This window comes from Agrobacterium sp. O3.4, assembly GCF_041414895.1.
Lineage (GTDB): Bacteria > Pseudomonadota > Alphaproteobacteria > Rhizobiales > Rhizobiaceae > Agrobacterium > Agrobacterium cucumeris.
In genome coordinates this window covers 293875-315734 of record NZ_JALPZP010000002.1, presented here as the reverse complement: position 1 = coordinate 315734, position 21860 = coordinate 293875, and the positions used below count along the sequence as shown (strand labels likewise).

The following is a 21860-nucleotide window of genomic DNA, read 5'->3' as shown; positions in this document are numbered from 1 at the left end:
CAAAGAAAAAGCCGGCTGGGAGGCCGGCTTTTGTCTTTCGTTACTGTCGCGATAACTCACGCGGCCGAGCGGGCGCTGGAGATGACGCCGACCAGATCGTTGACGATCTTTTCCACTTTCGCACTGTCGTCACCCTCCGCCATGACGCGGATCAGCGGCTCGGTGCCGGAAGGACGGATGACGAGGCGGCCATTATTGGCCAGCGCGCTTTCCGCATCGGCGATCGCCTGCAGCACGACCGGATTTTCCAGCGGCTTGCCGCCAGAAATGCGCACATTTTTCAAAAGCTGCGGCACCGGCTCGAACTTGCGGCATACTTCGCTGACCGTGCGGCCGGAGCGCTTGACCTTGGCGAGAACCTGCAATGCCGCGACAAGACCATCACCGGTCGTGCCGTAATCCGACAATACGATATGGCCGGACTGCTCACCACCAACGTTGAAATTGTGGTTGCGCATATGCTCGACCACATAACGGTCGCCGACCTTGGTGCGGGCAAGGGTGAGGCCCTTGTCGCCGAGGAACCGTTCCAGGCCAAGGTTGGACATGACGGTTGCGACAATGCCGCCGCCGCGCAGCGTGTTATCGTCAGCCCAGCTATCGGCGATGACAGCCATCAGCTGGTCGCCGTCAACGATCTCACCGCGTTCATCGACGATGATGACACGATCCGCATCGCCATCGAGCGCGATGCCGATATCGGCCCGCACCTCATGCACCTTTTTCTGCAGGGCTTCCGGATGGGTGGAGCCGCATTCGAGGTTGATATTGATGCCATTCGGCTCGTTGCCGATGGTGACCACCTCAGCGCCGAGTTCCCAGAGGGCGGCGGGAGCCACCTTGTAAGCTGCGCCATTGGCGCAGTCGATGGCGATCCGCAGGCCACTCAGCGTCACATCGCGCGGCAAAGTCCGTTTGACGAATTCGATATAGCGGTAAATATCGCCATCCACGCGCTTGGCGCGGCCGATTTCGCTCGGCTTCGCCAGCTGTGCGTAGATATCCTTGTCGAGAAGATCTTCGATCTCCAACTCCAGCTCGTCGGAAAGCTTGTATCCGTCAGGTCCAAAAAGCTTGATGCCATTATCGGAGAAGGGATTGTGCGATGCCGAGATCATTACACCGATATCAGCGCGCAGCGACCGGGTGAGCATGGCGACGGCAGGCGTCGGAATAGGTCCGAGCAGGAAAACATCGAGGCCGGCTGCGGTGAAACCGGCAACCAGTGCGTTTTCCAGCATATAACCGGAAAGGCGGGTATCCTTGCCGATGACGACGCGATGGCGATGATGGCCACGGCGGAAGATCGTGCCGACCGCAATGCCCACACGCATCGCCAGATCCGGCGTCATGGGGAAGACGTTCGATTGTCCGCGGATACCATCGGTTCCGAAATAACGGCGTGCCATTTGAACTCCAAATCTTTCGAGCATTCCGGCAAATGTGAAAACAGCCGGAAGCGTTTTTGGCTAGATGCCACAAACCACGATAAACAGCACGTAAATTACCGCGAAAATGGCTTATATCTTGTTACCAAACTGAAAAGGCCACCCAGATTACCGGATGGCCTTTTACAATAGCTTGCCTGATACAGGCGATCAGTGCGGCTGCGGCTCCATGCCGCCTTCGGCCTCGCCGTCGCCCTTGGCTTCGCCGTCACCCTTCACTTCACTGGGGCCGTCCTTCTTGGCACCGGCTTTCGGCACGGCCGAACCACGGCTGCCCGGAGAATCGTCACCCAGATCGCGCGCGGGCTTCTCGCCCCTCAGCAACGCCTTGATCTCGTCGCCCGTCAGGGTCTCATATTCGAGAAGACCCTCGGCAATCGCGACAAAGCCATCGTGGTTGTCGGTCAGGATGCGCCGTGCCTCGGTGTAGGCCTCGTCGATCAGGCGGCGAACTTCAGTGTCGATCGTCTGGGCAGTTGCCTCGGAGACGTTCTTCGACTGCGAGACTGAATGGCCAAGGAACACTTCCTGCTGGTTTTCACCATAAGCCACCTGGCCGAGAGCGTCGGAGAAGCCCCATTGCGTCACCATGGCGCGGGCAAGCTTGGTGGCCTGCTCGATATCCGAAGAAGCGCCTGACGTGATGTTCTCCTTGCCGAAGGTCAGCTCCTCGGCAACGCGGCCACCCATCATGATGACGAGGCGCGACACCATCCACTTGTAACTCATGGAATAGCGGTCGCCTTCCGGCAGCTGCATCACCATGCCGAGCGCCCGGCCGCGCGGAATGATCGTCGCCTTGTGCAACGGATCGGCCACGGCAACCTTCAGCGCGGTGATCGCGTGACCGGCCTCATGATAGGCGGTCAACTTCTTTTCGGCCTCGGTCATGGCGGAGGAGCGGCGTTCCGCACCCATCATGATCTTGTCCTTGGCGTCCTCGAATTCCTGCATGGTGACCACACGCTTGTTGCGGCGGGCGGCCATGAGGGCTGCTTCGTTGACGAGGTTCATCAGATCCGCGCCCGAAAAGCCGGGTGTACCGCGGGCCAGAACCTTGAGATCGACATTCGGCGCCAGAGGCACGTTGCGGATATGCACCTTGAGGATGCGCTCGCGGCCGACGATGTCAGGGTTCGGCACAACGACCTGACGGTCGAAACGGCCGGGACGCAGAAGTGCGGGGTCAAGAACGTCGGGACGGTTGGTGGCGGCAATGAGGATGATGCCCTCATTCGCCTCAAAACCGTCCATCTCGACCAGCAGCTGGTTCAGCGTCTGTTCGCGTTCGTCGTTACCGCCGCCGAGACCGGCGCCACGATGGCGGCCAACGGCGTCGATTTCGTCGATGAAGATGATGCAGGGTGCGTTCTTCTTGGCCTGCTCGAACATATCGCGCACGCGGCTTGCGCCAACGCCGACGAACATTTCCACGAAGTCCGAACCGGAAATGGTGAAGAACGGCACATTGGCTTCGCCAGCGACAGAACGCGCCAGAAGCGTCTTACCGGTGCCCGGAGGGCCGACCAGCAGCACGCCGCGCGGGATTTTACCGCCGAGGCGCTGGAACTTCTGCGGATCACGCAGGAATTCAACGATTTCCTCAAGGTCCTGCTTGGCTTCGTCCACGCCGGCAACATCGTCAAAGGTCACGCGGCCATGGGCTTCCGTCAGCAACTTCGCCTTGGACTTGCCAAAGCCCATCGCGCCGCGCGAGCCGCCCTGCATCTGCCGCATGAAGAACAGCCAGACGCCGAGAATGAGGAACATCGGCAGAAGCGTGCCGAGATAGCTCAAAAAGCCGGAAGAGCCGTCGCTTTCGGGACGCGCCACGATGGTGACGTTCTTGCTCTGCAAGCGCTCCATCAGGCTGTCGTCGATGACGGGGGAATAGGTCTGAAAGGCCGTGCCGTTTTCGGTGTAGGTTCCGAGAACCCGGTTACCGGTGACGGTCACGTCGCGAACTCGCCCGGAATCCACGTCGCGAAGAAACTGGGAATACGGAATTTCCCGCGAACCCGTTTGCGTCGGCGACGTCTGGAACATGCTGAACAACGCGATCAGCAAGAGGGCGATCACGGCCCACAAGGCGAAATTTCTGAAATTTGGGTTCATCGAACTCCCCGAACTCACACGGACATATCTGCTGCCCGCTATTATGTGCCCCTAACATAAGGACGACATCTGCCGTTGCCAAGGCGAACGGCGTTATCTGATGCGTTTTGGTGTAAAAAGTATTCCAAGGCAATTCACGAAAAAGAGGCCCGATTTAAACCGGGGGCTGTGGATATGCCTGGCGACCGAATAAAATTGCGATTGCATTCGCCAACTCAAGGTCGAAACGCGGCAGGAAAAGATCAAATGGTGCAAGCCGTGTCGTAATCTCGACGCCTCCCGCAAAGGAGGCCGATCCGGCTGCGGCGATTTGCGGCAGGCCCGCCATCGCCGATTTTGCCACCCCGGGCGGCACCGACGGAAAAAGCCTGGCCGCTTCCAGAGCATCACCCACCCTGCCTGCCGCAACGCGGATCGGAAATGTGGACCCGTTCCTCACTGAAAAACGATCGTCCCACAGTCCCTCTTCGGAAGCCTCGAGACGAAGCTCCGGCAGGTTTCGCTGCTCACGGAAAATATAAAGCCCATCTCGTCGACGATCGAGCAGGACGCGACCGACCGTCATCCGACCGTTTTCACCGGTTTTGAGAAATTGCAGAACCCGCGCCATGCTGCTCGCAGCCGGGAAATAGGCCCTTCCGCCAAGCGCGGCGATGAGCGCCGCCAGCCCGTGCCGGAATTCGGGGTGATCGACCAGCTTGCTGTCCACCGGCAATCTGGCGATTGCGGCCTGAAATATCTGCGCGTGCCTACGCAGGAAATCGGCGCTTTTTTCAGAAAGCGCCTGCCTTTTCGCGGCGGCCTCCGCATCAGGCTGCATCGGAAAATCGGGAAGCGTCTGCCGCACGCGCACGCGCTCATATTTTGTATTCTCGTTGCTCGGATCGTCAAACCAGCCATGCGAGCGGGATGACACGTAGTCGCGGATTGCCTGCCTCTCACATTTCAGGAACGGCCGCATGATCCAATAGCGCCCATCGTATAATACCGCGTCCGCCATGCCCGAGAGGCCGAGATTGTCAGCCCCCGCGCTGCGGGCGGCACGCATCGCCACGGTTTCCCGTTGGTCGCCGATCGTATGCCCGGTCACGACAAGATCAGCGCCGACCTCCTGGGCAACCCCGGCGATCAGGCGGTAGCGGGCAAGACGGGATGCTTCGGAGATGCCGGCCGCCGGCTTGATGCCGCCCCATCGGCGCGTGGCATGAAAGATATTCAGTTCGGCACAAAGCGCGGCAACCTTGGGGGCCTCATCGGCGGATTCCGCTCTCAGCGCATGGTCGACCGTAATGGCGGAAATCCGCAATCCGTCGCGATCCGCCTCCGTCATTACCTGATGTAATGCCAGCAACAGGCCGGTGGAATCACTGCCGCCGGAGATTGCGACGAGGATATGGGCGGGTTTGCGGAGGCTTTCGATGAAAGACCTTGCCGCCGCAAGCGGCGCAGCTGTGTTGTCGCTTAGAATGCGGGCATCAACCGGCATGGAAAGACCGCCACCATGGCAGGAAAAAGATCAGCAGCTCAGCCGCTTCTGTTCGCTTGCAACCTTGTTCAGTACGGTCTTCGACGCACTGGGATAACGCTTCGGCACCTCGCGCAGCGTGGCGCAGGCGGTTTCGGTATTGTCGAGAGCTGCAAGCGACATGCCAAGCTTCATCAACATTTCCGGAGCCTTGGGAGATTTGCCATAGGCCTGGTGACCATTGAGGAAGGTTTTCGCCGCCTCGTTGAACTTGCCCTGCGAATATTGCGCCTCACCCAGCCAGAAGCTTGCATCCGCTGCCTTGGTGCCTTTGGGATAGCCCTGCAGGTACTGCTGGAACCCCTGCTCCGCCAGCCTGTAATCGCCAGAAAGAACATGGCCGTAAGCGGCCTGATAAATATCGCTTTCGCTGGTCAGCGCCGCCGTGTTGACGGGATCGGTCGTCTTGCGCGGCGTATTGCCGGTGGTCACACCGGGAAGACTGCCGGAAGAATTGTTGGCACCCTGATTGAGCGTCCCACCGATCGGCATTCCCTTGGAATCAAGCTCGATCGAGCCGAGCGTCGTCTCTCCCGGTGCACCTGCCGGTGCATTGGATGGAGCAGACGGCGAAACGGAAGCGCCACCCTCGGGTGGCGTTTCGATGATCGTTGCAACGTCGTCTGTCGGCGGCGTGCCCGGACTGACCGGACTGGCTTCCGCCTTCTTTTTCGGCGCCGTAGGACTTGCGCCCTTGCCGCCGGCATTACCACTTTCCAGCTCCTGGAAGCGGAATTCATTGTCTTCCTGCGCCTTGCGGATCGTTTCCTGCATCTGCAGAAGCTGGAAGCTCATTTCCTCGATACGGCCGTTGAGCTGCCGAATCTGCTCTTCAAGCTGCTGAACCCGATAGGCTTCGTTGGCCTGAACCCGGATGACCGGGGCCTGCTGAGAGTTGATCGTGCCGAAGCTACCCCCCGCACCGAACAGCGGACCCGAAACGGCGATGCCGCTCAGGCCGGTGCAGGCTGCAAGCCCCAGCATTCCCGCCACGACAAGTTTCTTCATCTCATTCGTCCTGCCTTAACTGATTTGCACCGGAATGGCGCAAGCCGGATTTTTTCCATATCAACCAAAAAAGCAACTTAACTTCGGCCAAACTATGAAAAAAACGAAAGGCGGCCCGAAGACCGCCTTCCATTCAAGATCACAATAACGTCAGGCAATCACATGCCCGCGCCACCAAGAACTGTCACGGCGCGGCGGTTCTGCGACCAGCACGAGATGTCGTCACAAACGGCGACCGGGCGTTCCTTGCCGTAGGAGATCGTCTTCATGCGGTTTGCCGGAACGCCCTGGGAAGCCAGGAAGTCACGGGTCGAAGCCGCACGACGGGCGCCGAGCGCCAGGTTGTATTCACGCGTACCGCGTTCGTCGGCATGGCCTTCGACGGTGATGGCGTAGTTCGGGTAACGGGCAAGCCACTGGGCCTGGCGCTGCAGGGTCTGCTGCGCATCGGCGCGGATCGAGGTCGAGTCCGTATCGAAGAAGATGCGGTCGCCGACATTGACCGTGAAGTCCTGCTGGGAGCCCGGCGTTGCGGAACCTGCGCCACCAAGACCGAGTTCACCGGCATTGTTCGGCATGTTCTTCTTCGCGCAGCCTGCAAGGGCAAGTGCGAGCGTCATGGCGATAACAGCCGGGTTACGGGCCAGTTTCTGCATCGGGCTGAGTGCCGAAATGTGTGTACGGCTCATCGCCGGTCTCTCCTTGGAAATTTCAATAACGTTGCCAGACACTAACTGATCGCGGTTAATAGCCGGCAAACGCTTATGGTTAACAGAAAGGAAATGTCCCACTTTTTTGCTCCCTCACAACACTTTGCGGCAAGAAAGAGGCATTTTCCCGTGTGGCATGCGTAAAACATGACGGCGCCGGAGTTACCGGCGCCGTCATGGCAGTTAATATCAGTCCAGAAGCGGCGACCATGCCGGGTCCGAAGCAAAGGTTGGCGTCTTGATGAGCTGTTCATTGTAGCCCGTCAGGTCGATCGAATAGAGCTGCGGACCGCCCGCACCGGCGTTCTGGCGGAAGAACATCAGCACGCGGCCATTCGGTGCCCAGGTGGGACCTTCATTGTGGAAGCCGCTGGTCAGAATGCGCTCACCCGAACCGTCGGTCTTCATCACGCCGATCGAGAACTTGCCGCCCGACTGCTTGGTGAAGGCGATCAGATCGCCGCGCGGCGACCAAACCGGGGTGGAATAGGAACCGTCGCCGAAAGAAAGACGCTGCTGGCCGGAACCATCGGCATTCATCACGTAAATCTGCTGGCGGCCGCCACGGTCGCTTTCAAAGGCGACGCGCTGGCCATCCGGCGAAAATGACGGCGCCGTATCGATCGCCGATGTGTTCGTCAGGCGGGTCGTGGTGCGCGAACGCAGATCCATGGTGTAGATATTGGCGTTGCCATCCTGCTGAAGGCTCATGATGACCTTCTGTCCATCCGGCGAGAAGCGCGGCGAGAACGTCATGCCGGGGAAATTGCCGACCACTTCGCGCTGTCCGGTTTCCAGCTGCAGCAGGTAAACGCGCGGCTGCTGGCCTTCGAAGGACATGTAGGTCACTTCCTGACGGTTCGGCGAGAAACGCGGCGTCAGAACGATGTCGTTCGAATTGGTTAGGTTGCGGACGTTGAAACCGTCCTGGTCCATGATCGACAACTGGCGCTTGCGAGCTGTCTTCGGGCCGCTTTCAGAGACAAAGACAACGCGGGTGTCGAAATAACCCTTTTCGCCGGTGATCCGCTCATAGATCGCATCCGCGATGATGTGGGCGACGCGACGCCAGTTTTCCGGCTGGGTGAAGAATTGCTGGCCGGTCATCTGCTGGCCTGCGAAAGTATCCCACAGGCGGAACTCGGCGCGCAGGCGACCATCGCTTTCGCGCGTCACACGGCCAGTCACGAGCGCCTGTGCGTTGATGACCTTCCAGTCTTCGAAACGTGGCTGCTGGTCCGGACTGGTAATCTTTTCGATGAAGGCGCTCTTGTTGACCGGCGCGAAAAGGCCGGAACGCTGCAGGTCGGCGGCGATGACCGCCGAGACCTGTGCGCCGATACCGTCGCTCGACATGAAGTCGGTGATGGCGATGGGCAGCGGCTCGACGTTACCCTTGTTGATGTTGATTTCCACCCGCGCAAAAGCCGGTGCGGAGAAAACCGACATGAGGGCCGCGACAGCGAGCACCAGCCGGATCGGCGAAAATATCTTCATGTTGCCAGGCCTTTCAGCATTCATAGCAATTCACTGGGATCGAAGTTCACAACGACTTCGTTCCATGCGTCATATTTGTCGGCAGGAAGGTTCGTGAACGGAGCAGAACGCATGATGGCGCGATAGGCTCCGCCGGAAAGAGCACGGCGCGTTCCTTCGGAACCACCCGTCGCCTCGATCTCGGGCCGACCGATGATGGTTCCATCACGGTCGAGCTTCATGGTGACCCGGACGCGAACGTCCGAGGCATCCGCCATGCCGGGAATGATCTGCCAGTTCTTCTGGATCGCGCCACGCAGCGCATCCATTTCAGTCTGGCTGAGCGTAGAGCCGCCCGTTGTTTTCTTGCCGCCAAGCGACGCCGTCTGCGTCGACCGCTTCGCCCCGCCACCGGATGGCGCCTGCTTGTTCAAAAGCGCGGCGATATCGTCGGCGTTGAAATCGCTTTCCTTGGACGAAGCGGATTTCGCCGTCTCCTGCTTCTTTTCGCCCGGCTTCTTGTCAGAAGGTTTGTCGGTGGACTTTGCCTGATCGGGCTTGGTCTCGGCCGGCTTTTCAGCGGGCTTCTGCTCTGCAGGCTTGGTTTCCGCCTGCTTCGGCTCTTCCGGCTTCGGCGGTTCGGGGCGGGAGTTCGGGCGCGGCACGTTCTGCGGCACGGGGATTTCGGCCGGCTCCTGCGTGGCCGGCGGCGGTTCTTCCGCCTTGGTTTCCTGCGGCGGCGGTTCCGTCTTCGGCTGCGGCGCGATTTCCGGCTTGGTCTGCGGCAAGGCGGCCATTTCCTGCGGCTTCGGAGCCGAGGTTTCTTCCTTGACGATTTCCTTTACTTCATTCGCCTTGGTATCGACGACCGGCTGCGGCTTTTCCTGCTTTGGCGGGGCAGCTGCGCTGATATTGTCATTGGGCTTTGTCGTCGGCGTCGGCGGCGCTTCTATATCGGCCGTGTTATTACCGATATTCTGGGCGTTTTCAATGATGTCAGGGCGTGTGGTCGGAACAGGAGCCGATTTTTCGGCCTTCGGAGCGTTCTTGTCGCCCTGCTGGATCTGGGTCAATTCCTCGATAGGCACCAGTTCCACCGGCAAGGCCTCGGCCTGCGACACGTCGAGCGGTTCCGGCGAGCCCAGGGAAACCAGGGCGAAAGCCAGAAGCGACGCATGCACGATCGCGGATGTGGTGATGCTGCCCTTCATCGTTTTACGTCAATTGTCCTGTTTCTGCTGGGTCACAAGGCCGATATTCTTGAAGCCCGCCGCCTGGATACGTGCCATCACATCGGCGACGACGCCGTATGCGGCAACGGAATCCGCGCGGACGAAGATACGTTCGTTATAACCTGTCGTGGCGATTGCCTGCAGCTTGTCGGCCACCTCGGCCGCCTGGATTTCGGTTTCCTGCAAATGAATCTGGCCATTGGCATTGACGGAAATCGTGATCGGCTGCGTGTCCGAATTCAGCGCATTGGCGGATGTCTGCGGCAGATCGATCGGCACGCCGACCGTCATCATCGGTGCCGCCACCATGAAGATGATAAGCAGCACGAGCATGACGTCGACCAGCGGCGTTACGTTGATCTCGCTGATCGCGCCGCCTTTGCGCCGTCCGCCGCGCCCACCCCGGCGTCCACCGGAACCGCCGCCGCCGCCACCTGCTGACATACCCATAGTTTTTACTCCATTTTGCCTTGCGGCAAATCACTGCACAGCATGCAAGTTGCGCGGCCGCTTATTGGGCGGCCTGCCGTGTCTGAAGTTTTTCATCGATCTGGCGCGACAGGATCGCGGAGAACTCGTCGGCGAAACCTTCCATGCGAGCGGAAAGCTTGTGCGCATCAGCCGTGAACTTGTTATAGGCGATAACCGCGGGAATAGCCGCGACAAGGCCGATGGCCGTTGCCAGAAGCGCTTCGGCGATACCGGGCGCCACGACCGCAAGGTTGGTCGACTTCGAACCGGCAATCGCCTGGAACGAGGTCATGATACCCACAACCGTACCGAAGAGGCCGATAAAGGGACCGGCCGAACCGATGGTGGCCAGCGAACCGAGGCGGGCCTCATATTGTTCGCCTTCACGCGCAATCGTCACGTCCATTGCCCGGTCGATGCGCATCTGCAGACCAATGGGAGAACGCGCGCCGCGCTCGAATGATTTTTTCCATTCCCGCATGGCGGAAACGAAAATAGCCGCAAGACCGCCATTCTGGCGTTCCGCCAGCGTGCGATAAAGCTCCTCAAGCGACTGGCCCGACCAGAACACCTGTTCGAACTGGTCGAACTGGCGCTTTGCCTTGCCGAAGCTCACATATTTGTCAAAGACGATCGCCCACGTCCAGACCGAGGCGGCGATAAGTCCGATCATCACGAGCTTCACGATGAGGCCCGCCTGCATAAACAGTGCCCAGAGACTTACATCGTGTGTCGCCGCTGCCAAACCTGCCTGTTCCATAAATATCCAATCCCCGAATCCAAACGCCCGGTACGGGACCGGGCGATTCAAACGCGTGTTAACGCTCGAAGTCATGCGGCCGCAGCCGTTAACCCCTTTGCCATACCCCGATACTTGCCAGTAAGCCTTACTTGCCAATAAATTTGGTGAAAGGAAGGCGTGCGCCGCACAAATGCCAGTTGCTAAAGTAAGACACCATTATGGTTAAAGGAGTGTTACAACCGGGGCACGCCGGGTGGATTTACTGAACCGGGCCGCCAATTACTTCAGGAATTTTTCCGCCACCGTCTCCGGAAGACGCCTTGGCCGGCCGTTGGCATTGATGACGGCGATGATGACCTTGGCCGCGACCAGCAGGGTTTCACCACGCCGTATTTCCTGATTGAGCACCATTTTTGCGCCACCAGCCTTTTCGGTCACAGTGGTGATTGTCAGCACATCATCCATCCGCGCCGGTGTCTTGAAATCGATCTCCATGCGATGAACGACGAAGACAAGGCCCTCCTCGTCAGCGGTCAAAAGCGCGCTCTGCTCACAGCCGAGGCAACGCAGGTAATCGGTACGGCCGCGCTCGAGAAAATGCAGATAGCGCGCGTGATACACGAGGCCGGAAAAATCCGTGTCCTCATAATAGACGCGTTGTGTCAGGCGGTGCCCATGTTCGATGAGTTCGCCGGAAAGCGAAACCACAAGCTCGCTCATAATGTCTCCTTGGTAAGTGCGTCCGCATCGATACCACCTTCGCGGACGATGAGATGTTCGTGGCGCGGAGGCAGCACCTCAATGCGGTCTGCAATAAAACGAGGCCTGAGATCGTGCTCCAGCAGAGTGGAGGATTGTGCACGCAACCAGCGGAACTCCACCTCGATACCATCCAGCACCCGGTGAACGATATCGCTTTCATGAAAGGGAAACGCCTGGCGAAGCGACACCAGATAATAAAACGCCAGCTCATGCGCGGCATAATCGCCGTAAGCAAAAAAATTCTCGGCGGACCATAAAAGGCGTTCGACCGAACAATCTCGCTCAAGTTCCTCGCCGATTTCGCGGATGATGGTTTCTTCGGAGCTTTCGCCGATTTCCGCCCGTCCGCCCGGCAGGGCCCAGTAACTGTCCTTTGTGCCGCGCTGAACGAGAACATGGCCATTCTGGAAGATCAACGCCGCCACGCGCATGCTGAAAAGCTGCGGCTTGCGGTCCAGCCGGATCATATGGCGTTCGGGGGCAAAAGTCATTTGTCGTCCAGATCGCCGTCATGCCAGACGAGGTGTCTTGTGGTCTGCGGCAGGTGTTCTATTTCGTCGGCGATGAAATAGGGCGGAATATCCAGTTCCGTCAACGCCTCACGCGTTGCCGCGACCCAGCGGAACTCCAGTTCATTGTCACCATCCTGAACGCGGTGGATGATGTCTGTCGGATGAAAGGCCAGCGTCTCCGGCAGGTCCATCAGGTAATAAAAACCGAGTTCGTGCCAGTCCTTGCCTTCATAATGGAAGAAGTTTTCGACCGCCCAGAGAAGCCGCCCCACCTTGGCCTCGACGCCAAGCTCCTCCACCATTTCACGCGCCAGCGTTTCCTCGGAGCGTTCGCCCATTTCGGCGCGACCGCCCGGAAAGGTCCAGAATTTTTCATGCGACGCCCGATGCACCAGCACATGGCCATCACGAAACGCCAGACCCGCAACGCGCATCTGGAAGATGCGCTTCGGCTTGAATTTCATGCGGATACGGGTGTCCTGGTTTTTGTTATCATGCGTCATCATGCTGGCCTGTGGGCTGGAAACATCAAATCATCTTCCGCCCACCCTAACGCATCCATCTCTTCTTTTCTCGCCTTTGCATCATCCCCCACAATGAATTCATCCAGTTGCGGCGGCTTTATCGTCGTGCCGGACAGCATGGCATGCGCCTGCCCGCGATGATGCGTCTGGTGCTGGAAGAGATGGGAGAGGACATCGTCGCAACGATCCTGCTGGATACGCGCGCCACGATGGATATTGACCGTGGCCGCGAGGCCGTCTTCATCCAAACCGTCGACAAAGGCGATCAGTACCTCGTCAAGTTCCGTCTGGGCGGTGTGCAATTCCGCCATGGTGGAGAAGGGCTCCTCTTCGGCAAAGGCGGCCAGACCGAGCGTTCCACCCTGCAGGGCATCGATATAGAAGCGGTCGACGGTGTAGATGTGGTTCAGCGTCGCCCTGAAAGTGGGGAAAAAACTGACGCGCGGAGCGATGAAAGCTTCCTGCGAAAGCCGCAGACAGGCCTGATGCAGTCGAGAATTGGCCAGCCGGTTGTTGCGAGCGAGTTTGCGGAAAATCCGCAGCGGATCGTAAGGCATCAGCGTCCCTCCGTGACCGCCGGATGGCGGCGTTGTTCAATCGGCCCGCTCAAGCTCCGATCGACTTTTCAGAACCTTTGCGCCGTCTTCCTGTTCGATCAGAAAAGCGGGCTCGTCCTTGCTCGCCTTCCGCTTGATCCTGGAGCCGGCGATTGTGCGCTCAACATCATCCATGAAGGTCTCGACAATCTTACCTTCACCGGTTCCGCTACCCCAGTTCCAGCGAACTTTCGTTCCCTTGCGAAATGCCGACATGATCATCTCCTTACCAAAGATGGTCAAATGCCAGCGTACCGGGGCTTGTTCCCTCAATCGTCTTCCAGCGTCAGCCGGAACTGCGCGGCCTCGAGATCCTTCGGCGGCTGCATGCCAAGATGTTTCCAGGCGGTTGCGGTCAAAATACGCCCGCGTGGCGTGCGCTGGATGAAGCCCTGCTGAATCATGTAGGGCTCGATAATGTCCTCGATGGCATCGCGTGGCTCCGAGAGGCCCGCGGCGATGGTTTCGATGCCGACCGGGCCGCCGCCGAAATTGACGGCAATCATGGTGAGATAACGCATATCCAGCTGGTCGAGGCCCATATTGTCGACCAGGAGCCGCGTCAAAGCCTCGTCGGCAATCTCGCGGGTAACGGCTTCGGCCCGCGCCACTTCAGCGAAATCGCGCACGCGGCGCAAAAGCCGACCGGCAATACGCGGCGTGCCCCGCGCGCGCCTTGCGATTTCCCGTGCACCGCCATCGGTCATATTGAGCCCCATCAGCCGCGCCCCGCGCCGGACGATCAGTTCCAGCTCATCGACCGTGTAGAAGGCCAGCCGGACGGGAATGCCGAAACGGTCGCGAAGCGGTGTCGTCAGCAGGCCGAGGCGGGTCGTGGCGGCAACGAGGGTGAATTTGGAAAGGTCGATCTTCACCGAGCGCGCCGCCGGCCCCTCGCCGATGATGAGATCGAGCTGGAAATCCTCCATGGCGGGGTAGAGGATTTCTTCCACCGCTGGGTTGAGGCGGTGAATTTCGTCGATGAAGAGGACATCGCGCTCCTCGAGATTGGTGAGAAGTGCGGCAAGATCACCCGCCTTGGCAATGACCGGCCCTGACGTGGATTTGAAGTTGACGCCGAGCTCCTTGGCCATGATCTGCGCCAGCGTCGTCTTGCCGAGACCGGGAGGGCCGACGAACAGCACGTGATCGAGCGCCTCGCCCCGGTTCTTGGCGGCCTCGATAAACACCTTGAGATTGGCGCGGGCCTCTGCCTGGCCGGTAAAATCGTCCAGCGACTGCGGGCGTAGCGTGGTGTCGATATCCTCACCGCGCTTTTCCGGGGTAATCAGTCTCTCCGCATCGCTCATTCAGGGCATTCCATTGTTATAGCCGAATTCATCAGGTAACCGTCGCCGCTATATCATGAGTATCGCAACAAGGCGCTTCACGAAATTCAGGATAGGCCTGCGCTCCACGCCCGCCTGCCAAGCCAGTCTTACCGCGAAAGTTCCTTCAGCCCCAGCCGGATCAGCTTGGCGCTATCGCCGCCCTCACCGCCATTCTTCAGCGCGGCGGCAACCGCATTGGCGGCCTGATCACGGGAATAGCCGAGATTGGTGAGCGCGGAGACCGCATCGGCAACCGGCGCGGAGGCAACGCCTTCCCCAAGTTCCTGCTTGAGCCCGATGGACGCCGAAGCATCCCCAGCGAAAGCGGGCGCCTTGTTGCGAAGTTCCGTCACGAGGCGAACCGCCACTTTCGGCCCCACGCCGGGCGCACGCGAAATCATTACCTTGTCCTGAAGTGCTATGGCATTGGCGAGCTCGGAAGGCGACAGGGTGGACAAGACGGCCAGCGCCACTTTTGAGCCCACTCCCTGCACACTCTGCAGCAGGTTGAACCATTCCCGCTCCAGTGCGGAGAGGAATCCGAACAGCTTAAGCTGGTCCTCGCGCACATATGTCTCGATGAACAGCACCACCGCCTCTCCGACGGAGCCGATTTTCGACAGTGTCCGCGCCGAACAATAGGCGACGTAACAAACGCCATGCACATCCACCAGCACGTAATCCGCGCCGATTTCCTCGATGCTGCCCTTCAATTTTCCGATCATGATGCCGCCCGCTCAATGAGACCTATATTCAACCGGCCGCCAGGAGCCGCCGCATCCTGTCACCACCGCGATTATGGGCGTGGCAGATGGCGATGGCGAGCGCGTCCGCCGCATCGTTACCCTTGAATTCGGCCTTCGGCATCAGGATTTTCAGCATCATGTGAATTTGCTGCTTTTCGCCGTGCCCGACGCCGATAACCGCTTTCTTGACCGCATTCGGCGCATATTCGAAGACCGGCAATCCTGCCCGTGCCGGAACCAGCATGGCAATGCCGCGCGCCTGACCGAGTTTCAGCGTGGCCACCGCATCCTTGTTCACGAAGGTCTGCTCCACCGCCGCCTCATCGGGCTGATGGCTGTGCACGATGTCCGCCAGCCCGTCATGCAACTGGCAGAGCCGGGAGGCAAGGTCCATATCGCCGTCCGACGTTACCGTGCCGGAAGCGACAAACCGCAGGCTGTTGCCGAGGGTGTCAATCACACCCCAGCCGGTGCGCCGCAGTCCGGGGTCGATGCCGATGATTCGAATCGTCTTTTGCATGAGTTACCTTATCTTTCCGGTTGCGACCCTGCCAGCGATAAGTGAACAAAACGACAACATTGATCAAATTTGCAACACAGCATTTACCTCTGCTTAAACCGCGTACCGCATTGTTCCCCCACAAAACCAAAAAAAAGGGGAGCTGCGGACATGATGATCCGCAGCACAGTATTTTCGCCATATCAGCCGTCCGATGGCGCCATCCATGCATGGCGCGGGAACTGAACCGGCATTGGGGGCTGCTTCGGCCATGCTGAACCGTTTTCATTCCATATCCACCAAAGTGCTGGTGATTTTCCTGGCGCTGATGGCGGTATCCACCGGGGCTCTGACACTTCTCGGTTATCAAAGCAGCAGTGGCGTTCTCGAAGAACAGGCGTCGAAATCGATGGAGAGCATTCTCGTCTTCCGCGGCGACATGCTTCAGGAACGCCTTGAACAGCTGAAGACGCAGGCGGACTCCATCGCCAAGATCGAAGCGCTGCAAATGGCTGTTGTTTCCATGCGCAGCGGCTGGGCGACCGTACAGAAGAATTCCGGTGACGCAAAAGCGGAACTGCAGCGCGTCTTCGTCAAGGAAAATCCATTCGGCGAAAAGGAAAAGCTGATCAAGCCGGAAAACCCAAGCGGCTTTTATTATTCGACCCATGAAAAGACCCAGACGGATATCGGCGGATATCTGCAGGGAACGCCGTTCAGCGACGTCCTTTTCATCGATCCGGCCGGCACGGTCTATTACTCTTATCTGAAGGGAACGGCCTTTGCGGAAACCGTAACCGGCGGCGTCTGGACGGAAAGTGGTCTTGGCGCGGCATTTGCACGCGGTGCCGCGAATGCCGAGAAAGCCGTCAACGACATTGCGCAGACCAGTTTCTCCGGCCTGCGCATAGACACGGCAACAAAGGAGGCCGGCATTTATTTCGGCGTTCCGGTCGTCAAATTCGGTGCCTTCAAGGGCATCGTCCTCTTCCGTGTCAAGGAAGACGTGTTCAGCCAGATACTCGCAAAGGGCATCGCGGCCGGCAGTTCCGAACAATCGGCAATCATTTCGGCGGACGGCAAGGTTCTGGGCGTACAGGGCGAAAAGCTCATCGGTCTCGACCCGGCAATCTACGGGTTCCATGGACAGGCGCTGAACGCCGCCGGCATGACGATTGCCAAGATCGACCGCCCGGATGGCGAGGCCAATGCCTATGCCCGCCCCTTCTCCTTTGCAGGTGAAAAATATCTCGCCGTCGAAAGCATGTTGCGCAGCGAACTGAATGCGGGTTCCATCTCGATTGCCGGCACACTTGCCGTGATCGGCCTTTGCGTTCTGGCCGCCATGTGTGCGGCAACGGCCTTTTTCGCACGGCGCCTGTTCGCCCCGCTGGAAAAGCTCGCCGGTCTGACTGGCGAAGTGGCGGCAGGTCGTCTCGATACTGAGATCGGCAATCAAGACCGGAAGGACGAGATCGGCCGCATGGCGCGGGCGCTCGGCAGTTTCCGTGAAAAGCTTATTCTGCAGCGGGAGATGGAAGAGACCGCATCGCGCACCCGGGAGGAAGCCGAAACCGCCCGCCGCGCCCATCTTGCCGAGCGCGAAGCCGAAGCCGGAACCCTGCAGATGGTCGTGCAGTCTCTGGACGAAGGCTTGGACCGGCTGGCGAATGGCAATCTTGCTTATCGCATCGACACAGTATTCCCCGAGGATCTCGAAAGCCTGCGCCACAACTTCAATACGGCGCTTGCCCGGCTCAGCGAGACCATGCAGGCCATCGGCGGCAATTCCACCGCCGTTCGTGGCGGTTCCGAAGAAATGCGGGTGGGTGCCGACCAGCTGGCGGAACGCACCGAGCGGCAGGCGGCCTCCATTACCGAGACTGCAAGCGCCATCAAGGCCATCACCGAGGCCGTCCGCGATCAGATCGAACGTGCAGAACAGGCAACGCGTATCGCCCATGACGCGAGCACGGAGGCGACAGCATCCAGCCGCGTGATGGAGCAGACCATCGCCGCCATGGAGGCGATCCAGACCTCATCGCGCCAGATCAACCAGATCATTGGCGTCATCGATGAAATCGCTTTCCAGACCAACCTTCTTGCTTTGAATGCGGGTGTGGAAGCCGCCCGCGCTGGCGACGCCGGCAGGGGGTTTGCGGTTGTGGCGCAGGAAGTGCGTGAACTGGCGCAGCGTTCGGCCGCTGCCGCCAAGGAAATCTCCAGTCTGCTGAAACGCTCCACCGACGAGGTATCCGCAGGGGTTGTCTTAGTCGAAAAGGCGGGCGCGTCACTCACCGGCATCGGCAAGCATGTGCAGACCATCAGCTCCCGCATCGAGGAGATCATGGAATCGACCCGCGAGGAAGCGCAAACGCTTGCGGAAATCAATGGCACCGTCACCAGCCTCGACACCATGACGCAGCAAAATGCCGCCATGGTGGAGGAAACGACGGCCGCCATTCATAACCTCGCCTCCGAAGCGGGCGAGATGGACGGCAGGCTCGGACAATTTGTGCTGGCCACTGACGGGCAAGCAGCGGCACACGGCAAAACCCCTCAATTCCGGCGGACCGGCTGAATATGGGGGCCTCTTCGGAGGCCCCAATTTTTTTGAACCATCCATCAATTCTATGCGACTTCTATGGTAAATCGGGACACGCGCCTTACATCCGCAGCAAAGATTTGAATTTACGCAGGAGCGTCGGATGATCCCCTTTTCCATTCTCGACCTTTCGCCCATCGGCGAAGGCGAGAGCGTCAGCGCGGCGCTTGAAAATTCCCGCCGCATGGCAATCAAGGCCGAAGACCATGGCTATAACCGCATCTGGCTGGCGGAACACCATGGCATGCCGGGCATTGCCAGCGCCGCGACATCGCTCGTCATCGCCCATGTGGGGGCGGCCACGAAACATATCCGTGTCGGCTCCGGCGGTATCATGCTGCCCAACCATTCCCCTCTCGTCATTGCCGAGCAGTTCGGCACGCTAGCGGCGCTGCTGCCCGGCCGGGTCGATCTCGGTCTTGGCCGCGCGCCCGGAACCGACATGCGCACGGCACGGGCGCTGCGCCGCAATCTCGATGCCGGTGCGGAAAACTTCCCGCAGGACATCATCGAGTTGCAGCGTTACCTCGGCCCGCCGCAGCAGGATCAGGCGATCCTTGCCGTGCCGGGCATGAATTCCAACGTGCCGCTCTGGCTGCTCGGCTCCAGCACCTATAGCGCGCATCTCGCCGCGGCACTTGGCCTGCCCTATTCCTTCGCATCGCATTTTGCCCCTGACATGCTGATGGAGGCGATCCATATCTATCGCGAGCGCTTCCAGCCCTCGGAGGTGCTGGACAAGCCCTATGTGATGGTGGGTGTGATGGGTGTCGGCGCCGAGACGGATGAGGAAGCGCAGCATCTCTTCACCTCGTCACAGCAGCAATTCGTCAATCTGCGCCGCAATGTCCGCACTCCGTTCCCGAAGCCGGTGCACAGCATGGATGACTACTGGAACGAGATTGAGCGCTTCTCGGTGGAACACACTTTGCGTTTCGCCGCAGTCGGCTCGCCGGAAACGATCGAGCGCCATCTCGGTGGTTTCCTTGCCGAAACGCAGGCAGACGAACTGATCGTATCGATGCCGATCCATGACATCGAAAAACGGCTGCGTTCCGTGGAAATTTTCGCCGATGTCCGGAGTTCCATCAGGAAGGCCGCCTGAATAGAAAAGCCCCGGAGCGATATCGCTGCCGGGGCTTTTCTTTAAGAACATGAAACGTCAGGCGGAAAGCTTGGCGAGAATTTCTTCGGAAACCTCGAAGTTGGAATAGACGCTCTGCACGTCGTCATCGTCTTCGAGATTGTCGATGAGCTTCATCAGCGACTGCGCCTTTTCTTCATCCACCGGCACCGTGTTCTGCGGCTTCCAGATGGCCTTGACGCTTTCGGCCTCGCCAAGCACGCCTTCCAGCGCCTTGGAAACCTCGTTCATCGCTTCGAAACCGCAGATGATGGTGTGGCCGTCTTCGGAGGATTCGACATCGTCAGCGCCCGCTTCGATGGCCGCTTCCATGACCTTGTCGGCATCGCCCACTTCCGCCTTATAGGTGATTTCGCCAACGCGGTCGAAGGAGAAGGAGACCGAGCCGGTTTCACCGAGTGCGCCACCAGCCTTCGTGAAGATGGAGCGTACGTTGGAGGCGGTGCGGTTGCGGTTGTCGGTCAGGGCTTCGACGACGACGGCGACGCCACCCGGGCCGTAACCCTCGTAACGAACCTCATCGTAGTTTTCACTGTCAGCACCGGAAGCTTTCTTGATCGCGCGCTCGATATTGTCCTTCGGCATAGACTGGGCCTTGGCGTTCTGGATTGCCAGACGCAGGCGTGCGTTCATGTTCGGGTCGGGCATGCCCGCCTTTGCCGCAACGGTGATTTCACGCGCAAGCTTGGAAAACATTTTGGACCGTACGGAGTCCTGCTTGCCCTTGCGGTGCATGATGTTCTTGAACTGTGAATGACCAGCCATGGAAAACCTGATTGTCTTAATTTGGAGATTGCGGGCCTTATAAGTGCGATACGCCCGCCGTTCAACCCCGCAAGCGCTTTCTCTTCCGTGAACAATAGAAGGAACTGATTTATCCGCTTCTCGTTTTGATCATGAACGCGGCAGATGAGGGCATGGATTTCTCTCCGTCGCAGCAAAACAGACCGGAAGGAGAAAACATATGGTCAGCCTGACTGAAGCAAGAGAAGCCCCGGCCCGCCAGCTCTGGGACGAGATCAATTCCGTCCATGCCGGCATGCTCGGTCTGGAAGGACTGCACAACCACATGCAGCCCATGGCGCCTCATGCTGACCCGAAAACCAACACCATCTGGTTTTTCTCCAAAAAAGACACCGATCTCGTAAAATCGCTGAAGTCAGGCTCGCGTGCGCATTTCTGCCTCGTCGGCAAGGACCATGATTATCACGCCTGCCTCTCCGGCATTCTGGAAGCGCGTGACGACAGGGCGAAGATCGACGAATACTGGAATTCCGTCACCGCCGCCTGGTTCGAACATGGCAAGGCCGACCCGCTGCTGACGATGCTGGCACTTCACGTCGATGATGCCGATATCTGGGCGTCAACCGACAGCACGCTGAAATTCGGCTGGGAAATCGCCAAGGCCAACATGTCGGATGACAAGACACCTGACGTCGGCGTCCGCCAGCACCTCACCTTCGCCTGATACCTTTACCTGGGTTCTAGCTCCTGATTTTCCGGGCTCCCCCGGCCTTCCTCGCCCACCGCCTGCTACATGCCTTTCGGCACCAGTATCTGCGGTTGGCGGGGAAGGTTTCTCATTGAAACGCGGATCACCGGATCGGCGGCATAAGCAATCTGGAAACTTTCTCCGAACATCGTCAGAAACTGTTCGAGCGGCGGTCCGGTGCGATGCATCGGCAGGATCAGCGCGGAGCGCAGGCGTTTCACCACCCGGCTCATGCTGTCGGCCCCCATGGTCAGCCCGCCATCCACCGGCACCATCAGCACATCCAGACGGCCTATTTCGGCATAATGCGTGTCTGTCAATTCGTGATGCAGGTGGCCGAGATGGCCTATACACAGCCCTGCAATTTCGAAAATGAAGATGGAATTACCGTTTTCCTGGAAGGATTCGTAGTCACCCCAGCGGTTGCGGATATCGGTCGCGACATTGCGGATATAGACATCTCCCACCAGAACCCTGTGTTCGGCCTTTTCTCCCGGCGTATCACTCCATCCATGCAGCACGTGTTGAATCGCCGGATCCGGGTTCAGGGTGAAATGGGTGGAGTGCGCCCTATTCATCGTCACCACCGTCGGGGTGACGGGCGGGCGATAGACGCCATTATAGTCGGTGGCGATCGTCACCCCACCGGGGCTTTCGATAAGATAGGTGGAATGGCCGATGAAACTGATCTTCACCTCTTCCCGGGAAGCGGCCTGGGCAAGCTGAACGCCGGGTGGATTGAAACTGGCGAACATCACACCGGGAATATTGCGGGCAATCGCCTGGCACTGGCTGACGGGCGGGCGACTTTCCGTCTGGGCGAAGGTCGCGCCCGCGCAGGTGAGCAATCCCGTTATTGCAAGCATTAGCACACGCAGCATCATGCCACTCCCCTGAACTTGCGATGCGCAGAGGATGAGAC

General features: G+C 59.3%; 22 protein-coding genes. 3 read left to right on the top strand and 19 right to left on the bottom strand.

The window, feature by feature from the left end; translation table 11 throughout:
* Positions 1–56: 56 nt before the first annotated feature.
* The 17 genes from glmM to ruvC form a co-directional block, all read right to left on the bottom strand.
* The gene (gene glmM / locus M0412_RS14150; RefSeq protein ID WP_046799890.1) at positions 57–1409 is read right to left on the bottom strand and encodes a phosphoglucosamine mutase; all 1353 of its coding nucleotides are present in this window, start codon (positions 1407–1409) and stop codon (positions 57–59) included.
* A 189-nt stretch (positions 1410–1598) separates the two neighbouring features.
* Positions 1599–3563 carry an ATP-dependent zinc metalloprotease FtsH gene (gene ftsH, locus M0412_RS14145; RefSeq protein ID WP_046799891.1) on the bottom strand — a complete coding sequence of 655 codons (1965 nt, stop codon included), beginning with the start codon at positions 3561–3563 and terminating at the stop codon, positions 1599–1601.
* A gap of 154 nt (positions 3564–3717) precedes the next feature.
* Positions 3718–5049 carry a tRNA lysidine(34) synthetase TilS gene (tilS, locus tag M0412_RS14140; RefSeq protein ID WP_269699029.1) on the bottom strand — a complete coding sequence of 444 codons (1332 nt, stop codon included), beginning with the start codon at positions 5047–5049 and terminating at the stop codon, positions 3718–3720.
* Positions 5050–5079: 30 nt separating this feature from the next.
* Entirely contained in the window at positions 5080–6096 is a 1017-nt protein-coding gene (gene ybgF, locus M0412_RS14135) for a tol-pal system protein YbgF (RefSeq protein WP_269699028.1), read from the bottom strand.
* A 158-nt stretch (positions 6097–6254) separates the two neighbouring features.
* Entirely contained in the window at positions 6255–6785 is a 531-nt protein-coding gene (pal, locus tag M0412_RS14130; protein ID WP_046799894.1) for a peptidoglycan-associated lipoprotein Pal, read from the bottom strand.
* Positions 6786–6995: 210 nt separating this feature from the next.
* Positions 6996–8303 (bottom strand): Tol-Pal system beta propeller repeat protein TolB, encoded by a 1308-nt coding sequence (gene tolB / locus M0412_RS14125; protein WP_052819686.1) that lies wholly within the window; start codon positions 8301–8303, stop codon positions 6996–6998.
* A 20-nt stretch (positions 8304–8323) separates the two neighbouring features.
* The gene (locus M0412_RS14120) at positions 8324–9493 is read right to left on the bottom strand and encodes a hypothetical protein (RefSeq protein ID WP_269699027.1); all 1170 of its coding nucleotides are present in this window, start codon (positions 9491–9493) and stop codon (positions 8324–8326) included.
* A gap of 9 nt (positions 9494–9502) precedes the next feature.
* The gene (tolR, locus tag M0412_RS14115) at positions 9503–9964 is read right to left on the bottom strand and encodes a protein TolR (RefSeq protein WP_020012206.1); all 462 of its coding nucleotides are present in this window, start codon (positions 9962–9964) and stop codon (positions 9503–9505) included.
* A 61-nt stretch (positions 9965–10025) separates the two neighbouring features.
* The gene (gene tolQ, locus M0412_RS14110; RefSeq protein ID WP_003497570.1) at positions 10026–10745 is read right to left on the bottom strand and encodes a protein TolQ; all 720 of its coding nucleotides are present in this window, start codon (positions 10743–10745) and stop codon (positions 10026–10028) included.
* A gap of 261 nt (positions 10746–11006) precedes the next feature.
* A complete protein-coding gene (gene ybgC, locus M0412_RS14105; protein ID WP_045019133.1) occupies positions 11007–11447 on the bottom strand; it encodes a tol-pal system-associated acyl-CoA thioesterase in 441 nt (146 codons plus the stop codon).
* Positions 11444–11980 carry an NUDIX hydrolase gene (locus tag M0412_RS14100; RefSeq protein WP_269699025.1) on the bottom strand — a complete coding sequence of 179 codons (537 nt, stop codon included), beginning with the start codon at positions 11978–11980 and terminating at the stop codon, positions 11444–11446. Before M0412_RS14100 ends, ybgC begins: the two co-directional genes overlap by 4 nt.
* A complete protein-coding gene (locus M0412_RS14095; protein WP_065117461.1) occupies positions 11977–12504 on the bottom strand; it encodes an NUDIX hydrolase in 528 nt (175 codons plus the stop codon). The genes M0412_RS14100 and M0412_RS14095 overlap by 4 nt, the downstream gene beginning before the upstream one ends.
* Positions 12504–13082 carry a DinB family protein gene (locus M0412_RS14090; protein WP_269699024.1) on the bottom strand — a complete coding sequence of 193 codons (579 nt, stop codon included), beginning with the start codon at positions 13080–13082 and terminating at the stop codon, positions 12504–12506. The genes M0412_RS14095 and M0412_RS14090 overlap by 1 nt, the downstream gene beginning before the upstream one ends.
* Before the next feature lie 36 nt (positions 13083–13118).
* A complete protein-coding gene (locus M0412_RS14085) occupies positions 13119–13337 on the bottom strand; it encodes a DUF2945 domain-containing protein (RefSeq protein WP_269699023.1) in 219 nt (72 codons plus the stop codon).
* 53 nt (positions 13338–13390) lie between these two features.
* Positions 13391–14431: a Holliday junction branch migration DNA helicase RuvB gene (gene ruvB, locus M0412_RS14080; protein ID WP_065117401.1), complete on the bottom strand. Its 1041-nt coding sequence runs from the start codon at positions 14429–14431 to the stop codon at positions 13391–13393.
* Between the two features lie 128 nt (positions 14432–14559).
* Positions 14560–15177 carry a Holliday junction branch migration protein RuvA gene (gene ruvA / locus M0412_RS14075; RefSeq protein ID WP_046799902.1) on the bottom strand — a complete coding sequence of 206 codons (618 nt, stop codon included), beginning with the start codon at positions 15175–15177 and terminating at the stop codon, positions 14560–14562.
* Between the two features lie 28 nt (positions 15178–15205).
* A complete protein-coding gene (gene ruvC, locus M0412_RS14070) occupies positions 15206–15718 on the bottom strand; it encodes a crossover junction endodeoxyribonuclease RuvC (RefSeq protein ID WP_003523217.1) in 513 nt (170 codons plus the stop codon).
* Between the two features lie 250 nt (positions 15719–15968).
* Here ruvC and M0412_RS14065 point away from each other — a divergent pair, with 250 nt between their 5' ends.
* The gene (locus M0412_RS14065; RefSeq protein ID WP_142841535.1) at positions 15969–18278 is read left to right on the top strand and encodes a methyl-accepting chemotaxis protein; all 2310 of its coding nucleotides are present in this window, start codon (positions 15969–15971) and stop codon (positions 18276–18278) included.
* Positions 18279–18405: 127 nt separating this feature from the next.
* Positions 18406–19407 (top strand): LLM class flavin-dependent oxidoreductase, encoded by a 1002-nt coding sequence (locus M0412_RS14060; RefSeq protein WP_269699020.1) that lies wholly within the window; start codon positions 18406–18408, stop codon positions 19405–19407.
* Positions 19408–19464: 57 nt separating this feature from the next.
* Here M0412_RS14060 and M0412_RS14055 read toward each other — a convergent pair whose 3' ends face one another.
* Positions 19465–20211 (bottom strand): YebC/PmpR family DNA-binding transcriptional regulator, encoded by a 747-nt coding sequence (locus tag M0412_RS14055; protein ID WP_003497595.1) that lies wholly within the window; start codon positions 20209–20211, stop codon positions 19465–19467.
* A gap of 199 nt (positions 20212–20410) precedes the next feature.
* Here M0412_RS14055 and M0412_RS14050 point away from each other — a divergent pair, with 199 nt between their 5' ends.
* Positions 20411–20914 carry a pyridoxamine 5'-phosphate oxidase family protein gene (locus M0412_RS14050; protein WP_142841537.1) on the top strand — a complete coding sequence of 168 codons (504 nt, stop codon included), beginning with the start codon at positions 20411–20413 and terminating at the stop codon, positions 20912–20914.
* A 65-nt stretch (positions 20915–20979) separates the two neighbouring features.
* Here M0412_RS14050 and M0412_RS14045 read toward each other — a convergent pair whose 3' ends face one another.
* Positions 20980–21822, bottom strand: a complete 843-nt coding sequence (locus tag M0412_RS14045; RefSeq protein ID WP_269699018.1) for an MBL fold metallo-hydrolase — start codon at positions 21820–21822, stop codon at positions 20980–20982.
* Between the last annotated feature and the right edge of the window lie 38 nt (positions 21823–21860).

Coding starts and splice junctions, on each gene's coding strand:
- glmM (WP_046799890.1), bottom strand. CDS start 1,409: ATGGCACGCCGTTATTTCGGAACCGATGGTATCCGCGGACAATCGAAC.
- ftsH (WP_046799891.1), bottom strand. CDS start 3,563: ATGAACCCAAATTTCAGAAATTTCGCCTTGTGGGCCGTGATCGCCCTC.
- tilS (WP_269699029.1), bottom strand. CDS start 5,049: ATGCCGGTTGATGCCCGCATTCTAAGCGACAACACAGCTGCGCCGCTT.
- ybgF (WP_269699028.1), bottom strand. CDS start 6,096: ATGAAGAAACTTGTCGTGGCGGGAATGCTGGGGCTTGCAGCCTGCACC.
- pal (WP_046799894.1), bottom strand. CDS start 6,785: ATGAGCCGTACACACATTTCGGCACTCAGCCCGATGCAGAAACTGGCC.
- tolB (WP_052819686.1), bottom strand. CDS start 8,303: ATGAAGATATTTTCGCCGATCCGGCTGGTGCTCGCTGTCGCGGCCCTC.
- M0412_RS14120 (WP_269699027.1), bottom strand. CDS start 9,493: ATGAAGGGCAGCATCACCACATCCGCGATCGTGCATGCGTCGCTTCTG.
- tolR (WP_020012206.1), bottom strand. CDS start 9,964: ATGGGTATGTCAGCAGGTGGCGGCGGCGGCGGTTCCGGTGGACGCCGG.
- tolQ (WP_003497570.1), bottom strand. CDS start 10,745: ATGGAACAGGCAGGTTTGGCAGCGGCGACACACGATGTAAGTCTCTGG.
- ybgC (WP_045019133.1), bottom strand. CDS start 11,447: ATGAGCGAGCTTGTGGTTTCGCTTTCCGGCGAACTCATCGAACATGGG.
- M0412_RS14100 (WP_269699025.1), bottom strand. CDS start 11,980: ATGACTTTTGCCCCCGAACGCCATATGATCCGGCTGGACCGCAAGCCG.
- M0412_RS14095 (WP_065117461.1), bottom strand. CDS start 12,504: ATGACGCATGATAACAAAAACCAGGACACCCGTATCCGCATGAAATTC.
- M0412_RS14090 (WP_269699024.1), bottom strand. CDS start 13,082: ATGCCTTACGATCCGCTGCGGATTTTCCGCAAACTCGCTCGCAACAAC.
- M0412_RS14085 (WP_269699023.1), bottom strand. CDS start 13,337: ATGTCGGCATTTCGCAAGGGAACGAAAGTTCGCTGGAACTGGGGTAGC.
- ruvB (WP_065117401.1), bottom strand. CDS start 14,431: ATGAGCGATGCGGAGAGACTGATTACCCCGGAAAAGCGCGGTGAGGAT.
- ruvA (WP_046799902.1), bottom strand. CDS start 15,177: ATGATCGGAAAATTGAAGGGCAGCATCGAGGAAATCGGCGCGGATTAC.
- ruvC (WP_003523217.1), bottom strand. CDS start 15,718: ATGCAAAAGACGATTCGAATCATCGGCATCGACCCCGGACTGCGGCGC.
- M0412_RS14065 (WP_142841535.1), top strand. CDS start 15,969: ATGCTGAACCGTTTTCATTCCATATCCACCAAAGTGCTGGTGATTTTC.
- M0412_RS14060 (WP_269699020.1), top strand. CDS start 18,406: ATGATCCCCTTTTCCATTCTCGACCTTTCGCCCATCGGCGAAGGCGAG.
- M0412_RS14055 (WP_003497595.1), bottom strand. CDS start 20,211: ATGGCTGGTCATTCACAGTTCAAGAACATCATGCACCGCAAGGGCAAG.
- M0412_RS14050 (WP_142841537.1), top strand. CDS start 20,411: ATGGTCAGCCTGACTGAAGCAAGAGAAGCCCCGGCCCGCCAGCTCTGG.
- M0412_RS14045 (WP_269699018.1), bottom strand. CDS start 21,822: ATGATGCTGCGTGTGCTAATGCTTGCAATAACGGGATTGCTCACCTGC.